The sequence below is a fragment of the Hephaestia sp. MAHUQ-44 genome (assembly GCF_023806085.1).
Classification (GTDB): domain Bacteria; phylum Pseudomonadota; class Alphaproteobacteria; order Sphingomonadales; family Sphingomonadaceae; genus Sphingomonas.
The window spans coordinates 112551-129234 of record NZ_JAMSLX010000008.1 but is presented as its reverse complement, the minus strand read 5'-3'; the positions used below and the strand labels follow the sequence as shown (position 1 = coordinate 129234).

19 protein-coding genes and 1 tRNA gene are annotated in these 16684 nt (G+C 63.8%); 17 read left to right on the top strand and 3 right to left on the bottom strand.

Translation table 11 applies throughout. The features are described 5' to 3' along the window. Window positions 1–69 precede the first annotated feature (69 nt). From NFE57_RS10685 to NFE57_RS10675, 3 genes are all read left to right on the top strand, one after another. Window positions 70–759 (top strand): hypothetical protein, encoded by a 690-nt coding sequence (locus NFE57_RS10685; RefSeq protein ID WP_252135564.1) that lies wholly within the window; start codon window positions 70–72, stop codon window positions 757–759. Beyond that, window positions 756–992, top strand: coding sequence for a hypothetical protein (locus NFE57_RS10680; protein WP_252135563.1), 237 nt, complete (start codon window positions 756–758; stop codon window positions 990–992). The genes NFE57_RS10685 and NFE57_RS10680 overlap by 4 nt, the downstream gene beginning before the upstream one ends. 104 nt (window positions 993–1096) lie before the next feature. Continuing rightward, window positions 1097–3310 carry a YfjI family protein gene (locus NFE57_RS10675; RefSeq protein WP_252135562.1) on the top strand — a complete coding sequence of 738 codons (2214 nt, stop codon included), beginning with the start codon at window positions 1097–1099 and terminating at the stop codon, window positions 3308–3310. A 482-nt stretch (window positions 3311–3792) separates the two neighbouring features. Here NFE57_RS10675 and NFE57_RS10670 read toward each other — a convergent pair whose 3' ends face one another. Both NFE57_RS10670 and NFE57_RS10665 read right to left on the bottom strand, forming a co-directional pair. Continuing rightward, window positions 3793–4344 carry a DUF2939 domain-containing protein gene (locus tag NFE57_RS10670; RefSeq protein WP_252135561.1) on the bottom strand — a complete coding sequence of 184 codons (552 nt, stop codon included), beginning with the start codon at window positions 4342–4344 and terminating at the stop codon, window positions 3793–3795. Between the two features lie 9 nt (window positions 4345–4353). Beyond that, complete coding sequence (locus NFE57_RS10665) at window positions 4354–4656, bottom strand: hypothetical protein (RefSeq protein WP_252135560.1); 303 nt, start codon at window positions 4654–4656, stop codon at window positions 4354–4356. A 339-nt stretch (window positions 4657–4995) separates the two neighbouring features. On the opposite strand from NFE57_RS10665, the gene NFE57_RS10660 reads away from it, so the two are divergent. The 4 genes from NFE57_RS10660 (at window position 4996) to NFE57_RS10645 (ending at window position 6846) form a co-directional block, all read left to right on the top strand. Then, window positions 4996–5529, top strand: coding sequence for a hypothetical protein (locus tag NFE57_RS10660; protein ID WP_252135559.1), 534 nt, complete (start codon window positions 4996–4998; stop codon window positions 5527–5529). A 38-nt stretch (window positions 5530–5567) separates the two neighbouring features. Next, the gene (locus tag NFE57_RS10655) at window positions 5568–5804 is read left to right on the top strand and encodes a hypothetical protein (RefSeq protein WP_252135558.1); all 237 of its coding nucleotides are present in this window, start codon (window positions 5568–5570) and stop codon (window positions 5802–5804) included. Between the two features lie 265 nt (window positions 5805–6069). Beyond that, window positions 6070–6456 carry a hypothetical protein gene (locus NFE57_RS10650; RefSeq protein WP_252135557.1) on the top strand — a complete coding sequence of 129 codons (387 nt, stop codon included), beginning with the start codon at window positions 6070–6072 and terminating at the stop codon, window positions 6454–6456. Window positions 6457–6531: 75 nt separating this feature from the next. Then, the gene (locus NFE57_RS10645) at window positions 6532–6846 is read left to right on the top strand and encodes a hypothetical protein (protein ID WP_252135556.1); all 315 of its coding nucleotides are present in this window, start codon (window positions 6532–6534) and stop codon (window positions 6844–6846) included. A 144-nt stretch (window positions 6847–6990) separates the two neighbouring features. Here the strand turns inward: NFE57_RS10645 and NFE57_RS10640 are convergent. Continuing rightward, window positions 6991–7080: transfer RNA gene (locus NFE57_RS10640), tRNA-Ser, on the bottom strand. A 344-nt stretch (window positions 7081–7424) separates the two neighbouring features. Between NFE57_RS10640 and NFE57_RS10635 the strand changes: the two genes are divergently transcribed. From NFE57_RS10635 to mazG, 10 genes are all read left to right on the top strand, one after another. After that, window positions 7425–8405: a lytic murein transglycosylase gene (locus NFE57_RS10635; protein WP_252135611.1), complete on the top strand. Its 981-nt coding sequence runs from the start codon at window positions 7425–7427 to the stop codon at window positions 8403–8405. Continuing rightward, window positions 8389–9258 carry an SPOR domain-containing protein gene (locus NFE57_RS10630; protein WP_252135555.1) on the top strand — a complete coding sequence of 290 codons (870 nt, stop codon included), beginning with the start codon at window positions 8389–8391 and terminating at the stop codon, window positions 9256–9258. Before NFE57_RS10635 ends, NFE57_RS10630 begins: the two co-directional genes overlap by 17 nt. A gap of 28 nt (window positions 9259–9286) precedes the next feature. Beyond that, window positions 9287–10450 (top strand): D-alanyl-D-alanine carboxypeptidase family protein, encoded by a 1164-nt coding sequence (locus NFE57_RS10625; protein WP_252135554.1) that lies wholly within the window; start codon window positions 9287–9289, stop codon window positions 10448–10450. Beyond that, a complete protein-coding gene (tmk, locus tag NFE57_RS10620; RefSeq protein WP_252135553.1) occupies window positions 10447–11076 on the top strand; it encodes a dTMP kinase in 630 nt (209 codons plus the stop codon). The genes NFE57_RS10625 and tmk overlap by 4 nt, the downstream gene beginning before the upstream one ends. Next, window positions 11073–12062: a DNA polymerase III delta subunit-related protein gene (locus NFE57_RS10615; RefSeq protein ID WP_252135552.1), complete on the top strand. Its 990-nt coding sequence runs from the start codon at window positions 11073–11075 to the stop codon at window positions 12060–12062. The genes tmk and NFE57_RS10615 overlap by 4 nt, the downstream gene beginning before the upstream one ends. 68 nt (window positions 12063–12130) lie before the next feature. Continuing rightward, window positions 12131–13681, top strand: coding sequence for a methionine--tRNA ligase (gene metG / locus NFE57_RS10610; RefSeq protein ID WP_252135551.1), 1551 nt, complete (start codon window positions 12131–12133; stop codon window positions 13679–13681). Beyond that, window positions 13681–14457: a TatD family hydrolase gene (locus NFE57_RS10605; RefSeq protein WP_252135550.1), complete on the top strand. Its 777-nt coding sequence runs from the start codon at window positions 13681–13683 to the stop codon at window positions 14455–14457. Before metG ends, NFE57_RS10605 begins: the two co-directional genes overlap by 1 nt. Continuing rightward, entirely contained in the window at window positions 14454–15218 is a 765-nt protein-coding gene (locus NFE57_RS10600; RefSeq protein WP_252135549.1) for an MBL fold metallo-hydrolase, read from the top strand. The genes NFE57_RS10605 and NFE57_RS10600 overlap by 4 nt, the downstream gene beginning before the upstream one ends. Further along, window positions 15215–15820, top strand: coding sequence for a retropepsin-like aspartic protease family protein (locus NFE57_RS10595; RefSeq protein ID WP_252135548.1), 606 nt, complete (start codon window positions 15215–15217; stop codon window positions 15818–15820). Before NFE57_RS10600 ends, NFE57_RS10595 begins: the two co-directional genes overlap by 4 nt. An 87-nt stretch (window positions 15821–15907) precedes the next feature. Further along, on the top strand, window positions 15908–16657 hold the full coding sequence (gene mazG, locus NFE57_RS10590; RefSeq protein ID WP_252135547.1) for a nucleoside triphosphate pyrophosphohydrolase: 750 nt from the start codon (window positions 15908–15910) through the stop codon (window positions 16655–16657). Window positions 16658–16684 lie beyond the last annotated feature (27 nt).

Genomic DNA, 16684 nt, shown 5'->3' with positions numbered 1-16684 from the left:
CTCGCCCCGCCGCACCATCTTCGGCCCCGCCGCCGTGCGCGCTGCCGAGCTTCTCGCAGGAGCCGGCGCATGAGCATATTCACCCCGATCCTCGATCGCGCCCGCACTGCCCTTGCCGCCGCAGAAGCCGCCGAAGCACAAGCCCACGCCGAACTTGAAGCCCATCGAAAGGTTCCCGCCGACCCGGGCGACGCCGCAGCAATTAAAGATTGGCGCGCCATCGAGGCCAAACTTTCCGATGAGCTGGAGGTTGCCGAATCCGTCGTCGCCCATTGGCGGGGGGCGGTTGCCGAACAGGAAGTGCGCGCCGAGCGCGACGCCCTCGCTGCCGAGCATAAAAAGCTGGTCGTGGAAACCGACGGAGCAGCCGCAAAGCGCATTCGAGCCATTACAGACGCAATGGTCAAACTCCGGGCGATGATCGACGAAGACGCCGCCTATCGGGCTCGCGTCGATAATTTCAACATTCGCCGGGGCGATCTGCCTTTCATCGTCGACGCGGAAACCAAACTCCGCACCCCGGCCGGTAGGACGCGGCCTGCGATCACGCAAAAAGTCATCGCCTATTTCGACGCCGATGGCCGGCGGTACGGCTCGCGCCACGCGTACAACGAACAAGGCGAGGTTGTAATTCGCGACGACCTGATCGAGCGCGAGGTTGAAGATATCATCCACGCCGAAAGCCGAGAGCCGGGAATCCGGCCGGAGCGCTTCGTTGACGCTGTCAAACTCGTGGATATGCGGGGGCGTCCGCTGTGAACGTCCTCGACCGCATCCTCGCGCATCCGACGCCGGAAACGGATCGCGAATTCTTCTTGGATCATCGCCGCGAGCACCGCCTTCGACGCTCGGCTCCCGGCATAGCGGCGGTCGCTCGCCGTGACGGCCGCACTCACCACATAGCTTGGCCGGACGACGACCCGATGCCAACTGGCGAAGCATTCGCTGCGCGAATTTTCAATATCTGTGAAAAAGCGGCGGCGACCTCGTAAGTCACCGCCGCCTAAATCTTTCGTCATCGGCGCGCCAACGCCGATTTAAACGGCAAACCATTTTCACGAATGGAGACGTGTAATGGCAGTCTGGAGTTACAACGTTGAGTTTTCTTACGGAAAGTCGCGTTCCTATTGGGGACGCTTTTAATAACTACGCTCCGCGCCGATTTTCTCGACTCCGCGATTCCGCATTCGAAGCCGGTCGGCACGCTCGCCCATTCTCCGATAGCACCGACGCATTCGAATCAGGCGCGTGGTCTACCGGCCCTGCTGGCATTCGCGCCAGCCGCATTGCCGAGGCCGCGATTAATGACGCATACCGGGCCGGCCAGCGTGATCGCGCCCGCAATGCGATGGCCGACCAATTCGACGCCGAGCGCGATTACGGCTTCGATGCCGACGACAAGTGGGCGCGTGCCGACGTTCTTGAGTCTCTGATCCAACGGGGCGCGCGCGATACAGCTGCAAAGGATGGCGATTGGTCAACCCTGATCGAACCAGCCGAACTGGTCGATCTGGCCGCTGAGTTTGTGACGATCGACGATCGCGAGCGCGCCCTTCAAGATGCCGAATGGGCGCTTCGCGGTTATCACGTTGGATGGGTCACTGCAGTTGAAGCGGCGGCGCACGATGAAGCGGTCGAACGCGCCCGTGCCCTACTCGCAAGCGCTTCCTCGATCGACGCCGTCGCGGATGCGCTTGCCATGCCGGACTCCTACGGCGTTACCCGCGAAGCCGCGAAAGCCGCTGCGGGCAAGGGTGACGACCACGCCGCCGCCCTGTTGCGCGACAACGATATCGATGCAGCGTGGCTCGTGACCGCAGGTGCATCACCCGTCCGCACTCTCACCCCCGCCCACCGCCGCCGGATCGAGTTCGCGCATAAATTTCTTGCGGCGATGCGGGCGGAAGATGAAGCGGAAGGATACATTGAGGACGAGATGGCAAAATTGAAATTGGCAACCACCGACGGCGCGCACGTAGGGCTCGACCTCGCCGATCCCGCGAATTGGCGAGACCCGGCGAACATGCCGCCGGCACCGGACGAACCCGAGCAGGACGATCCGAGCTTCACGTCATCGGATCGGATCGCCAATCTCTGCACGCCGCCCGGACTCGTCGGCGAAATCGTCGACTGGATGGCGGCTTCCTCCGATCGCCCGAACCGCGCGCTTCTGCTCGGCGCAGCACTCACCTTCGTCGGCACGCTCGCCGGACGCAAATTCGCGACGCCAAGTAATCTGCGCACCAATAACTACATCGTGACGCTCGCTCCGTCGGGGCATGGCAAGGACCACGCCCTCGGGCGCGTCAAGGCGCTGGCCACGGCGGCCGGGCTCGACAAATACGTCGGCCCGGCTCGGATGATGTCCGCTAGCGCCCTTCGTAAGCTTGTCACCCGCGAGCCATCCGTTGGCTGCTATATCGATGAATTTGGCGGCTTCATGTCCCAAATCCACGATCGACGTGCGGGTCTCCATAACGTCATGATCCGATACGATCTGCTCGAAATGTTTTCGGCGGCTGGCACCTTCTTCGCGGGCGCGGAGTATGCCGGCGAGGCGGCTAGCAAGGTTTTTGCTCCCAACCTGTCGGTGAGCGGCACGAGCACGCCAGACGCCTTCTGGTCATCCCTTTCATCAATCTCAGCGTCTGACGGCCTGCTTGCCCGTCTGATTTTGCTCGACGTGTCGGGACCCAAGCCCGCTCGCGTAAAGCCGCAGATGCTCCCGCACGAGACGCCATCAGCCTTGATCGATGCCGTTCGTCGTCTGGCCGATGCAAACCCGCTCGGCAATCTGGCGACCACGTCGGGTCAAGCGCCTCGCCCGATTACGGTGCCGTTGGATGCCGACGCCGAGGCGATCGACGATGAACGCACCATCGAATTGGACGAGGCGGAAAATGACGTAAGCAACGAGGCGCTTCCGTTCCTCAACCGCGTCCGGGAACATGCCCTCAAGCTCGCCCTCGTCGTCGCCGTGGGCTGCGATCCCGCCTCACCAATTATCACTGGCCCAATACTCGAATGGGCGTATCGTCTGGCCCGCCTGTCGGCGGCTACGTTGATCCGCGAGAGTGCCGATCGCATCGCCGACAATGAACGCGCGGCGGCATTCAACAAAATTCTAGGGCTGATCAAGACGGCCGGCGACAAAGGCATCGTTCCGAGCCGCATCGGGGCGAAGGCCAAGGGCATCGACACCCGGCTGCGGGGGCAGATTCTCGATGACCTCAAGGCTTCCGGCCGTGTTCGCCATGAGCGTCGAACGGGCGCCGGTAGACCGTCGGAACGATATTTTTTCGTCGCCTGAACGGAGCAGCGAGTTGGAAGAAAGGGGGTCGGCTTTGCCGGCCCATTTTCTTGCCCGGAATACGCGGACTTTTTGACTCCCGGGTGGGTCATAAAGGGAGTCAAAAAGGTCAAAAAGGTCGGCCGGGTAACAGACTTTCTGACCCTTTATGACCCCTTTTTGACCCGGCGTTCCGAGCAAAAAGTCGGACCTGAAAGCCGCAGGAATCCTAGAGTTTTCTACTAAAAATACTTTATGACCTTTTTGTACTAGGGACCCCCCTTCATGCACGGTTTAATTCCGTGTGTCCCCGTCCCTTTACAGGCCCCTTGGGTCAAAAAGGTCAAAAAGGTTTTGGGACCTCCCAAGGGCGCGATCACACCGCTTTTCGTACGGGCTCGAAATGGCCCGCCGAACTGAGTGCCGGCGGCGCTGGCGATGCCGCTGCGGACGCACGCGGCTGGCTTGAAGGCATCAATTGAATATCAGAAAGCGCAGACGGATTAACTCGCGGGCTCATTGGTCAACTCGTCTATTGGCAAATATAGTCGCACAAGCTTCCACGAAAACAGTCCCCGTCGCTCAAACAATAGCCCAACCGGTGTTTTTTCTACCTCCTTGGAGCGAATATCGACGCGGAACCGATCGAGGTCAGTATAGTGTGAGCTATATTCGATATTCTCGGCCCGTTTGTCGGACTCAGCGCCGGGCTCCGCAAGCCGACCATTTTTTATGATCGCTGCTAATCCATCCGGCGTCACATAGGCGTCGACCATCTTGTCGACGATGACGGGAGCCAGCATTATTCCGAGCCCTGCGAACGGATTATCCGCCATCTCAGGATCATTTTTCATATTAGCGATCATCGCAGCATTGGCTTGAGATTTGAAACTCTCGCGAACGGCGGGAAAATCTACTTTTTTCTCAATTCGATCAGCCTCGCCAGACAGCGCCGCCGCCTTAAGGTCGCGAATTGCCAAAAATGGTGACCCCAAATAGGCAACGGCGAATGCTAGAGCCAAGGCGCCACCGCCCAATATCCATCGTTTCCGCATAATCCCCTCCTAATTCCAAAGTCGATCGACGGCCGTTCCGGGTAATTCGGACTCGCGATAATCTACGCAGAGCTTCGCGGCCTCGTCGAACTGCCGCATTGCGACGTCGCGCGGGATGCCATCTGGCCAGTTGTCAAAGGCTCGGCCGAGCGTCTTGGCCTCCCTGCAGGGTGGCGGTTCAATGTTGCCGTTCCACAGGCCCTCAGGATCGTGGGCGGCAGCGCATTGCGTTTTGATATCGGTGCGGGTGTGGACGGCCTTAACGCAATCAGCGATGTTCGCTGTTGATGCGGCGAGCGCTAGCAGAAACATCAATGATCCCCAGAGTTTCGATTACGAAACGAACCATAGCGGCGACGGCATGTCCACCCCACGCCCGCCGCAAAACCTACATAGAAAGCGTGGGTCCTCCCACGGCGGTGCCGCACGCGGGTTCGGACAATGCGCATTCCCCGTTTAGATACATCGGAAATATCAAACTTGTTTCCATCAAAGCAAGATTCGGAAATCTCTTTGAAAAAAAATTACAAAAAATTTTGAACTTGGGTCCTTGTTTTCAGGCCGAACGCGAAGAGACCGAATAGAAAGTCACACGGCATAACGATTGAAACCGTCCCGACTGAAAGAATAGAAAACCCTACTCTATTCGGCATGGAACAAAAACGTTGGAACGAGCCGAAGCGAAGTAAGCGTCCGTCACGAATTACCGTGCCCGAACGTGCCCATCCGGTGGCGAAGTTCATCTATACCAAAATGCGCGAGCAGGGCGTGACCCATATGGAAATGGAGTACTGCTCCGGCGTGCAGACCTGCACCTTGAAGGCTACCCGCACGAGCACGACTCCGGGCCTGAATACTGCGGATGCTTGGCTAGGTGTCCTCGGCTTTTCGCTCTTGCCTGTGCCAAATCCTGAAACACTCGACCCGGCACTTCGCGCCGAGTTGGAAGCATTGGTCGTCAAGTATGACCTCGACTCCAAGCTCAACATTGAGCTTATTGCCGCCGCAGTCGGACGATATCCGCACACGGGTCGTTCGTGGCAGGCGTACCGCGAGAAACTCGCCAAAGCGCGCGCCCTGAGCGACGACCCCGAAGTGCGGAAGGTCGCCGAGGCTGATCTGCGGCGCTTCGAGCGCGGGCGCGAAAAATATCAAAAGCTTGCGTCCGCAAAGGCCGCCGCATGACACCCCGCTGCCCGCCCCGTGTTCGGTTTCAATACGGCTTGACGGTCGGCGATCGCACGATTTCGGCCGCGTGGATCGTCCGCCCGTCCGATGCCGAAATTGACGAACTTCGCAACGCCGGGCTCGATGCACTGTTAGAGCGCGCGGCCGGCCTGCCTCGCGGCACCGCCAAGCAATTTTCGTCGGCCGACCGGGAAAGCCTGAAAGCAGCGCTTGGCGAGGCGATGGAGCACGCGGAGTCGATCGTTCCTATGCGTTCGCGGGTGCCGGCGTGAGCGCGGTTGCGCTCCAGTTTGGTGGTGTGACCGTGCCTATCACAGGCCAATTGATCCGCGCCGTGCACGTGCGCCGGCCGCCTCTCGCCGAAATTATCGAGCTTGGCGATGCCGGCGAAGACGCCCTGCTAGCCCGCGCCTGTGGCGTGCCAGTCGAGGTCGCTGCGCAGTTCACGCCGGTCGATCGTGATGCGATCCGGGCGGCGTGGGCACGGCTTCCGGCATGACCCGGCCTTCCATCATCAATTCCAATGAAAGTACCACGATGACCACCGAAACCCGCATCGCAGCCGACATGGCACGCCATCGCGAATTCCTCGCCGAAGCCGCGAATGGCGACCCGTATGCAAAGATGAACGTGGACGCCTTCGCGTTGCGCTTAAAGCGACTCGGCGCCCCGCTACCCGGCGAGCGCGCGCCTGTCGCTGTCACGGCGGCTCCGACGCCCTCACCGGCGCCGAAGCCGAAACCGGCCCCGCAGCCGCCCGTGTCGCGCGAGGAAGCGATCAAGCGCATCGGCGCCGCCCATGCCGTGCCGGCGGAGATGATCGCCGCTGCGATCGCTGACGGGACGCCCGCCGCCGATTTCGCGCTCGCGGTTGCCCAGCATGTCGAGATCGAGCGCGTGGTGGCGCGGATCGTGGGGGCGTAATCGGGATCGGCCTGCCGGGCGCGAATGCTGGCGACTATGTGCTTGCCATGATATGGAACCCCCAAGGGGACGAGCATGGCCGACACATTTCGCCAACTTCTTACCGCATTCGTTATCGCCGAACTCCACGAGCGGCACGGTCAGCCGACTCCATCGGGCGAGAGTTCCCAAGATATTGCGCTCAGGATTGCCAGCCTACCGGCGGAAGACGGAGTCCACCTTGCGTACAAACTGGAACGCGTAGATGACGGTGTGGCGGCTAGCCTAACTTTACAATGCAAGTATGCGATGGCGCGAGAATGGTTGCAGGCCACAGGCCATCCGGCCATTGGAGATTCGGTGTGGGCGCTCGCCGCTCTGTCGGATTGCGAACGACTGGCAAGCTCCTGAGAGTCACCGTCATAACAAGCGGCTACCGCCGCTCAAGCGGCCAAATCTGCCCAAATCCGTCCAGATCAATCCATTCTCAAAATGGGCATCGCAGTGGGCATGAGGCGGTGCTATTTGAAATTATCCAGCGAAATCAATAATTTATGGCGGAAGAGGTGGGATTCGAACCCACGGACGGGTTGCCCCGTCGCTGGTTTTCAAGACCAGTTCCTTAAACCACTCGGACACTCTTCCATACCGATTCAGCGGCGCGGCTAGAAATCTGCTAGATGGCGGCGCTGTGCTCACCTTTAGCCATTTCCCGACCCACCGCTAAGCGATTCTAACCACACTCCTTTTTCGCCGGTCCGCGCTGCCGAGCGCTGAAACCCCCGTTAGCTTTCAAGACCAGTTCCTTAAACCACTCGGACACTCTTCCAGCTGTCGCCGCCTTAGGGCGGATGCGCTGATTTGTGCAAGCGGCGGGATATCAGGGGTTCATGTTCGCGGCCGGATGTGGCAAGAATCCTCCCATGCGGGGGTATCGTAGCGTAGCAAATTGGATCACAGCGGGCGGGGCGGCGATCGCGTGCCTCGTCATGGCGGGCCCGGCGGCGGCGCAGACCGAGGCCGGGTTCCAGCAATATCTCGGAACATTGCGCGCCGAGGCCGAGGCCGCCGGCGTCAGCCGCGCGACGATCGCCGCGGTTTTCCCCGGTCTGACGATGAACCCGCGGGTGATCGAACTCGATCGTGCTCAGCCCGGCGGCAATCCCAATGCGCCGATCCCGATGTTCGCGCCGTACAAGGCGCGCCATGTCGATACCGCGCGGATCACGCGTGGCCGCAGCGCCTATCTCGCCAATCGCTCCAAGCTCGTGCGGATCGAGGCGGAAAGCGGCGTGCCCGAATCGATCATGGTCGCGATCTGGGGGCATGAAACCAATTACGGCAGCTATATGGGCGGGTTCGATCTGCCGCGCTCGCTGGCCACGCTGGCCTATGAGGGGCGGCGACGGGCGCTGTTTTCGGGCGAGTTCATCGCCGCGCTCAAGATGATCGACAGCGGCGTGCCCGCATCCTCGCTCAAGGGGAGTTGGGCGGGCGCCACCGGCGGGCCGCAATTCCTGCCCTCGGTCTTCCTGCGGCTCGCGCGCGACGGCGATGGCGACGGCCGGATCGATATCTGGAACAGCGACGCCGACACGCTCGCCTCGATCGCCAATTATTTCGTCAACGCCGGGTGGCGCAAGGGCCAGCCCTGGGGCTTCGCGGTGACGACCCCCGCCGGGCTCAACCGCGCCGCGCTGGTCGGTCGCACCGTCTCGCCGCGCTGCCCGCGCGTGTTCGAGCGCCACAGCCAGTGGAAGACGATCGCCGAGTGGCGCGCGCTCGGCCTTGTGCCGCAGGGGCGCGGCTGGCCCACCGATCCGCAGATGATGGCGACGCTGCTCGAACCCGATGGCCCCGGCGCCACGGCCTATTTGCTCACCGGCAATTACCGTGTCATTCTCGATTACAATTGCTCGAATTTCTATGCGTTATCGGTGGGGCTGTTGGCGGATGCAGTGGAACAATAAGGCGCTCGCGCTGGTGCTGATCGCAGCGCCGGCGGTCGCGATCGCGCAGGACAAGGCGCCGCCTTTGCCCGAGGGGGTACAGGCAACCGGCCCCGCCGGCACCTCGGGCACGGTCAAAAGCTATGACGATGTCGGTTATGCCGCGATCGGGGCGGACGCCTCGGGCGCGATCTCGGCCGCGTCGCCCGCGCTTGCCGCCGGCAGCTTCGCCGAAGTGACCGCGATCGATAGCGGCAAGACGATCCTCGTCGCGATTGGCGGCACCGCCCCCGTCGCTGTCGGGCATGTGCTGACGCTGTCGCCCGGTGCCGCGCAGTTGCTGGGCGTCAGCGGCGATCGCGCGGCGGTACGCGTGCGGCAGGTCGATCCGCCCGCGGTCGATGTGGCCGCGCTCCGCGCCGGGCACCCCGCATCGGTGCGGATGGATGCGCCGCCGGTGCTGCTCACCGGGCTGCGCACGATGCTCGACGCGAAAAAGATTGCGCCGCCCGCGATTGCGGTGGCGCCGGTGGCCAAACCGCCGACCGACAAGCCCCCCGTGCCCAAGCCATCGATACCCAAGCCCGCCGCCGTAGCGAAACCCGTGCCACCTGTCGTCAAGCCGTCAACACCGACACCGGCGTCCAAGCCCGCCGTTGCCGCGGCGACGGGGCGGTATCAGGTACAGGTCGCGACCTTCTCGACCCGCGATCGCGCCGCCGGGGTTGCCAGGACGCTCGGCGGCACCGTCCAGCCCGCGGGCCGCTATTTCCGCGTTCGCCTCGGCCCGTATGAAACGCGCGCGGCGGCGACGAGCGCGCGTGACGGCGCGGCCAAGCGCGGCTATGGCGATGCGCGCGTCCTCACCGATTAATGTTCCCTTCCAGCGTTACGGATCCACCATGAAGAAGCTGTTCGTCGCCTCGATCGCCGCCATCGCGCTGTCCTATCCGACGATGGCCGCCGCGCCGCCGTTCGATACGCCCGCGCCGGTGGCGTATCTGAAGGATCTGTCATCGGGGGCGGTGCTCTATGCGAAGAACCCCGACGCACGGATTCCACCGGCCTCGCTCGCGAAGATGATGACGGTCTATCTCGCCTTCGACATGATCAAGCAGGGCCGGGTCAAGCTCGACCAGATGATCACCGTGCGCCCCGAGACATGGGAGCGCTGGCACGGGCCCAAGGCGGGCTCGACGATGTTCCTCTCCCCCAACGAACAGGTCAGCGTCGCCAACCTGCTCTACGGCATCATCACCTTGTCGGGGAACGATGCCTGCGTCGTGCTCGCCGAAGGGTTGCAAGGCACCGAAGAGGCGTGGGTCTCGCAGATGAACGCCGAGGCGAAGAAGCTCGGCATGACCAACAGCCAGTTCGGCACCTCGAACGGCTGGCCCGATAACGGCGTCAGCTATGTCACCGCGCGCGACCTGACCAAGCTTGCCGAGGCGACGATCGAGGAGTTCCCCGAACTCTATAAGAACTTCTATTCGAAGCCCGATTTCACCTGGGGCAAGACGCTGGGCGGCGAGGCGATCACGCAGGCCAATCGCGACCCCTTGCTTGGCCGCGTTGCGGGCGCCGACGGGCTCAAGACCGGGCACACCCAGGAATCGGGCTACAGCTTTACCGGGTCGGCCGAACAGAACGGCCGCCGCCTGGTGATGGTGGTATCGGGGCTGACGAGCTTCAACCAGCGCATCAGCGAATCGGTGCGCTTCATGAACTGGGGCTTCCGCGCGTGGCAGGCGCACCCGATCGTCGCCAAGGGCAAGCAGGTTTCGACCGCCGAGGTTCAGATGGGAAGCGCCGGGTCGGTCGGGTTGGTCGCCCCGCGCGAGCTGACCGTGACCGTGCCGTCGGGCGCCTTGCCGGAGATGAGCGCGAAGGTGGTCTATTCGGGGCCGATCAAGGCGCCGATCAAGGCTGGCCAGCACATCGCCGATCTCGTCATCCAATTGCCCGATACCGGCCCGCAGACGGTGCCGCTGGTCGCCGCGAACGACGTGGGCGAAGCGGGCTTCTTCCGGCGCGCCTGGAACGGCCTGACGTCGCTGTTCGGATGACCCGCGGGCGCTTCATCTCGCTCGAGGGCGGGGAGGGCGCCGGCAAGTCGACCCAGGTCCGGCGGCTCGCGGCCGCGCTGGAGGCGCGCGGGCTGCACACCTTGGTGACGCGCGAACCCGGCGGCAGCGAGGGCGCCGAGGCGATCCGTGCCCTGCTGATGCAGGGCGCGGTCACCCGCTGGAGCCCGCATAGCGAAGCCTTGCTGTTTGCCGCCGCCCGCGCCGATCATGTCGAAAAGACGATCAACCCCGCGCTTGGCGCCGGCCATTGGGTGATCGCCGATCGCTTCATCGATTCGACGCGCGCCTATCAGGGCGCGGCCGGCGGGATCGACGATGCGGCGATCATGGCGCTCCACGGCTTCGGGTCGCGCGGCTTGCTGCCCGATCGTACCTTCGTGCTCGAAATCGCCCCGAGCGAGGGGGCGGTGCGTGCGACCGGACGTGACGGCGCCGCCGCCGATCGCTTCGCCGCGCGCGACGGCGGTTTCCACGATGCGGTTGCTGCCGCCTTTCGCGGTTTCGCCGAGCGCGAGCCCGAGCGCGTGCGGCGGATCGATGCGTCGGGCGCCCCCGACAGTGTGACCGAAGCGTTGCTCGCCGGGCTCGCCGATCTGCTGCCATGACGTCCTTGATCGGCAATGACGCGGCACGGGCCGCCTTTCTCACCGCGATGCACGGCGCCTCGATGCACCATGCCTGGTTGCTGGCCGGGCCCGAGGGCGTGGGCAAGGGCAGTTTCGCGCGCGCGGCCGGGGCAGCGTTGCTCGCCGAGGCCGCGGTGCCCGGCACGATCGGCGCGGGGTTCGATCTGCCGCCCGACAATCCGACGCGCGCGCTGATCGCGGCGGGCTCGCATCCCGATTTCCGCTTGCTCGAACGCCTGCCCAAGGATGCCGCCAAGCCGGGGGAAAATCTCGCGCGCAGCATCACCATCGCGCAGGTACGCACGCTCCAGGCGATGTTCGCGACCACACCGTCGATGTCGTCGCGGCGCGTGGTGCTGATCGATGCGGTCGACGACCTCGAGCGCAGCGGCGCCAATGCGCTACTCAAGAGCCTTGAGGAGCCCCCTGCGGGAACGATCTTTCTGCTCGTCAGCCATGCACCGGGGCGGCTGTTGCCGACGATCCGCTCGCGCTGCCGGTTGCTGCGCTTCGAACCGCTGCCGCGCGAGGCGATGACAGCCTTGCTGCGTGAAGCGTTGCCGCAGGCCGGTGACGACGAGATCGCAGCGCTGATCGCGGCGGGGCAGGGGTCACCCGGCCGCGCGCTCGGCTATGCCGGGCTCGAGATGGCGGCGCTCGATCACGCGTTGGCGACGATTGCCGAGCGGGGCGATCCGACCAACGCCGAGCGTTCCCGGCTGGCGCAGGCGCTCGCGCTCAAGGCCGCGCAGCCGCGCTACGAGGCGTTCCTCGATCGCACGCCGTCGTTCGTCGCGGCTGAGGCGGCCCGGCGCGAGGGCGACCGCCTGCGCACCGCGCTCGACGCGCATGACGCTGCGCGCAATCTCGCCGCGAGTGCGCGCGCGCTATCGCTCGACGCGCAGGCGACGGTGTTCGAGATGGCGGGGATCGTCGCGCGGCTGGCCACGCCTTCGCCGCGTTAGACCCCATTTGAGCGAGCCCTCGAGTCACTACCTTTGCTTGGCCCGGCGAATGGCTTAACAGCGCGGCTATGCCCAAACCCTATTATGTCACCACCGCGATCAATTATCCCAATGGTCGCCCCCATATCGGCCACGCTTACGAAGCGATCGCCGCCGATGCGATCGCCCGTTTCCAGCGGCAGGCCGGGCGCGACGTGCGGTTCCAGACCGGCACCGACGAACACGGGCTGAAGATGGTGCAGACCGCGCGCGATCGCGGCGTTCCCGTTCGCGCGCTTGCCGACGAAATGTCCGGTCATTTTCAGGACATGGCAGCGAAACTGAACATTTCACATGATCGTTTCATCCGCACGATCGAACCCGATCACCACGCCGCCAGCCAGGCGCTGTGGCAGCGGATGGCCGATGCGGGCGATCTCTATCTCGATCGCTATGAGGGCTGGTATTCGGTTCGTGACGAGGCGTTTTACGACGAGAAGGAACTGGTCGACGGGGAAGGGGGCAAACTCTCGCCCAACGGCACCCCGGTCGAGTGGACCGCCGAGGAGACGTGGTTCTTCCGGCTTTCCAATTATCAGCAAAAGCTGCTCGATCATTATGCGGCCAACCCCGATTTCATCCGGCCCGAGAGCCGCCGCAACGAGATTTTGCGCTTCGTCGAAGGCGGGCTGTCGGATTTGTCGGTATCGCGCACCAGTTTCGATTGGGGCGTCAAGGTGCCCGGCAGCGACGGCCATGTCATGTACGTGTGGGTCGATGCGCTGACCAATTATATCTCGGGGCTCGGCTTTCCCGATGAAACGGGCGATTTCGCGCGCTGGTGGCCCGCGGACCTGCATTTGATCGGCAAGGACATCGTCCGCTTCCACGCGGTTTATTGGCCCGCCTTCCTGATGTCGGCGAACATCGACCTGCCGAAGCAGGTGTTCGGGCACGGCTTCGTGCTCAACCGCGGCGAGAAGATGTCCAAATCGACCGGTAACATCGTCGATCCGGTCGCGCTTGCCGATGCTTATGGCGTCGATGCGCTGCGCTATTTCCTGCTGCGCGATATCAGCTTCGGACAGGACGGCAGCTTTTCGGCAGAAGCGATTGTAACACGGGCCAATGCCGATCTTGCCAACAGCTTCGGTAATCTTGCGCAGCGGACGCTTTCGTTCATCGCCAAGAACCTCGAGGGCGCGCTGCCCGAGGCCGGGCGCGCCGACGCGGCCGATACCGCGCTGCTCGCAGGCGTTGCCGAGGCAAACAGCGCGTTCCGCGAGGCATTTGCCGATCTCGGGCTGTCGCATGCGACCGAGGCATGGATGCGCGGCGTATTCGCGTGCAACCAATATATCGACGTGCAGGCACCCTGGGCGTTGCGCAAAACCGATTCGGCACGAATGCACGCGGTGCTGGGGACGCTGGTCCGCGCGATCCGCGCGCTGGCGATCACGATCTTGCCGGTGATCCCCGACTCGGCGGGCAAGGTGCTCGATCAGCTTGGCGCCGAGGCGCGCGATCATGCCGCGCTCGACGATGCGGGTTGGTACGATACGCTCGCCACGGCCGATTTCCGGATCGCGCCGCCGTCGCCGGTCTTTCCCCGGCTCGAGCTCAAGGAGGCCGCCGACTGATGTTCGTCGATAGCCATTGTCATCTCAATTACAAAGGCTTGGCCGAGGATCAGCAGGCAGTGATCGAACGCGCCCGCGCGCGCGGCGTCGAGCGGATGCTCAACATTTCGACACGCGAAAGCGAGTGGGACGCGGTGCTCGCTACCGCAGAGCGCGAGCCCGACGTCTGGGCGACGGTCGGCATCCACCCGCACGAGGCCGATCAGCACAGCCATATCGACACCGCCAAACTAGTCGAACGGGCGCAGCATCCGCGCGTCGTCGGGATCGGCGAGAGCGGGCTCGATTATTATTACGATCATTCGGATCGCGCCCGCCAGCAGGCGAGCTTTCGCGCGCATCTGGCGGCGGCGCGCGAGACGCAATTGCCGATCGTCGTCCACACGCGCGACGCCGAGGAGGATACCGCCGCGATCCTCGCCGACGAAATGGGGAAGGGGGCGTATCCCGGCGTCATCCACTGTTTCACCGCGAGCGGCGCATTTGCCGATATCGCGCTCGATCTGGGCTTCTACATCTCGATTTCGGGGATCGTCACCTTCAAGAACGCGAAGGATCTGCAGCAAACCGCTGCGCGATTGCCGCTCGATCGGCTGCTGATCGAAACCGATTCGCCCTTCCTCGCGCCGGTGCCGCACCGGGGCAAAACGGGCGAGCCGGGCTTCGTCGTCGATACCGCGCATTTCCTCGCCGCGTTGCGCGGGGAAAGTATCGAAGAACTGGCCGCAGCGACAACGCGTAACTTCAAGACCTTGTTCGCGAAAACCGGCGCGTGAAGGTTCGCATCCTCGGCTCGGGCACCTCGTCAGGTGTGCCGCGGATCGGCAATGACTGGGGCGCGTGCGATCCCGCCGAGCCCCGTAACCGACGCACGCGTGCCTCGCTGCTGGTCGAGCATGACGGCGCGCGGGTGCTCGTCGATACCAGCCCCGATATGCGCGAACAGTTGCTCGCGGCCGATGTCGCGGCGCTCGACGCGGTGATCTGGACCCATGACCACGCCGATCATTGCCACGGGATCGACGATCTGCGGCAGGTCTATCACGCGATCGGCGGGCCGGTGCGCGGGCTGGCGCGCGCCGATACGATGGCGTCGCTCGAGCAGCGCTTTGCCTATGCGTTCGGCGGGCAGGGTGGCTATCCGGCCATGGCGACAGCGGAAATTCTGCCCGATCGGCTGACGGTGGGGGAAATCGAGATCGCGGTGGTCGATCAACCACATGGTTCGATCCATTCGGCCGGCCTGCGCTTCTCGGTTGAAGAGCGATCTGTAGGATATTCAACTGATTTCAATATCCTGACAGATGATATGCGGACGTTGTATCGGAATCTGGACGTCTGGATTCTTGATTGCCTGCGCGCGCGCCCGCATCCCAGCCACCCCGATCTCGCCACCGCACTCGAATGGATCGCGCAACTCGCGCCCAAACGTGCCATCTTCATCCATATGGACCAGTCGATGGATTATCGGACGTTGTGCGCGACGCTGCCCGCCGGGGTTGAGCCTGGCTATGATGGGCTGGAGATCGTCCTTTGAACGATGCGACCAGCCAGAACGCGCTTTTCTATGCGCTGTGCCTGATCCTGCCGCTCTCGGCGCTGCTCGCGCGGCGGCTTCCGATCAGGCATGTGGCCAAGATGGCGATCGCGTGGATCGCGATCTTCGCGCTGGGGCTGCTGCTGGCGACGCAGCGGCATCGCGTGGCGGCGGCGTGGTCGGGCATCCACACGGCGCTATTCGGCACCAGCTCACGCATCTCGGGGACGACGATGCGTATCCCGATGGCCGAGGACGGGCATTTCTGGGCCGATGTCTCGATCAACGGCGCAACGCGGCGGATGCTGATCGATAGCGGCGCGACGACGACGGCGATCTCGGCAGCGACGGCGGCCGCGGCGGGCATCCGCGTCGACGAAAGCGGCTTTCCCGAAATCATCAGCACCGCCAACGGGACGATCGCCGCGCTGCCGGGGCGTGCGGCCCGCGTGACGATCGGCAGCCTCAGCGCCCGCGATCTGCCGGTGATCGTGTCGCCGGCGTTCGGCGACACCAATGTGATCGGGATGAACTTTTTGTCGCAATTGCAGGCCTGGCGCGTGGAAGGGCGCGATCTCGTCCTCGTGCCGATCGATGGATAGATTTTACATAATGTATATTATCGAACTTGATCCTGAAACGCCCGAGGGGCCCCTTTCGCCAGCACCTCCGGCCTGCCTTCCACACCGATGATCGACCGCCTCGTCCGCATCATGGCCCGGCTGCGCGATCCCAAAACGGGGTGCGAATGGGACAGCGTCCAGACCTTCGAGACGATCGCGCCCTATACGATCGAGGAAGCCTATGAAGTCGCCGACGCGATCGAGCGTGCCGACATGGCCGATCTCAAGGACGAACTCGGCGACCTGCTGCTCCAGGTCGTGTTCCACAGCCGGATGGCCGAAGAAGCCGGCCTGTTCGATCTCGGCGACGTCGCCACCGCCATCAGCGACAAGATGGAACGCCGCCACCCGCATATCTTCGGCGATCGCGCCGAGGGCGGCCATCACCTGTGGGAAGAAATCAAGGCCGAGGAACGCGCCGCCAAACGTGGTGACGCCGCCGCTGGTGCGCTTGACGGAGTTGCGCTGGGCCTGCCCGCGCTGCTGCGTGCCGAAAAGCTCCAGAAACGCGCCGCGCGCACCGGCTTCGATTGGCCCGATGCCAGCGGCGCGCGCGCCAAGATCGTCGAGGAACTGGCCGAAGTCGATACCGCGACGACCGACGCGGACCGTACCGAAGAGATCGGCGACCTGCTGTTCGCGGTCGTCAATTGGGCGCGCAAGCTCGCTATCGATCCCGAAGCCGCGCTTCGGGCCGCCAATACAAAGTTCGAGCGCCGCTTCCGCGACATGGAGCGCCGCGCCGGCGATGGATTTGCGGGGCTCAGCCTCGATGAGAAGGAAATGCTCTGGAGCGCGGCGAAACAAGCCGAATAGCCGGCCCCTGCTCCCTGCCCCGGCGTT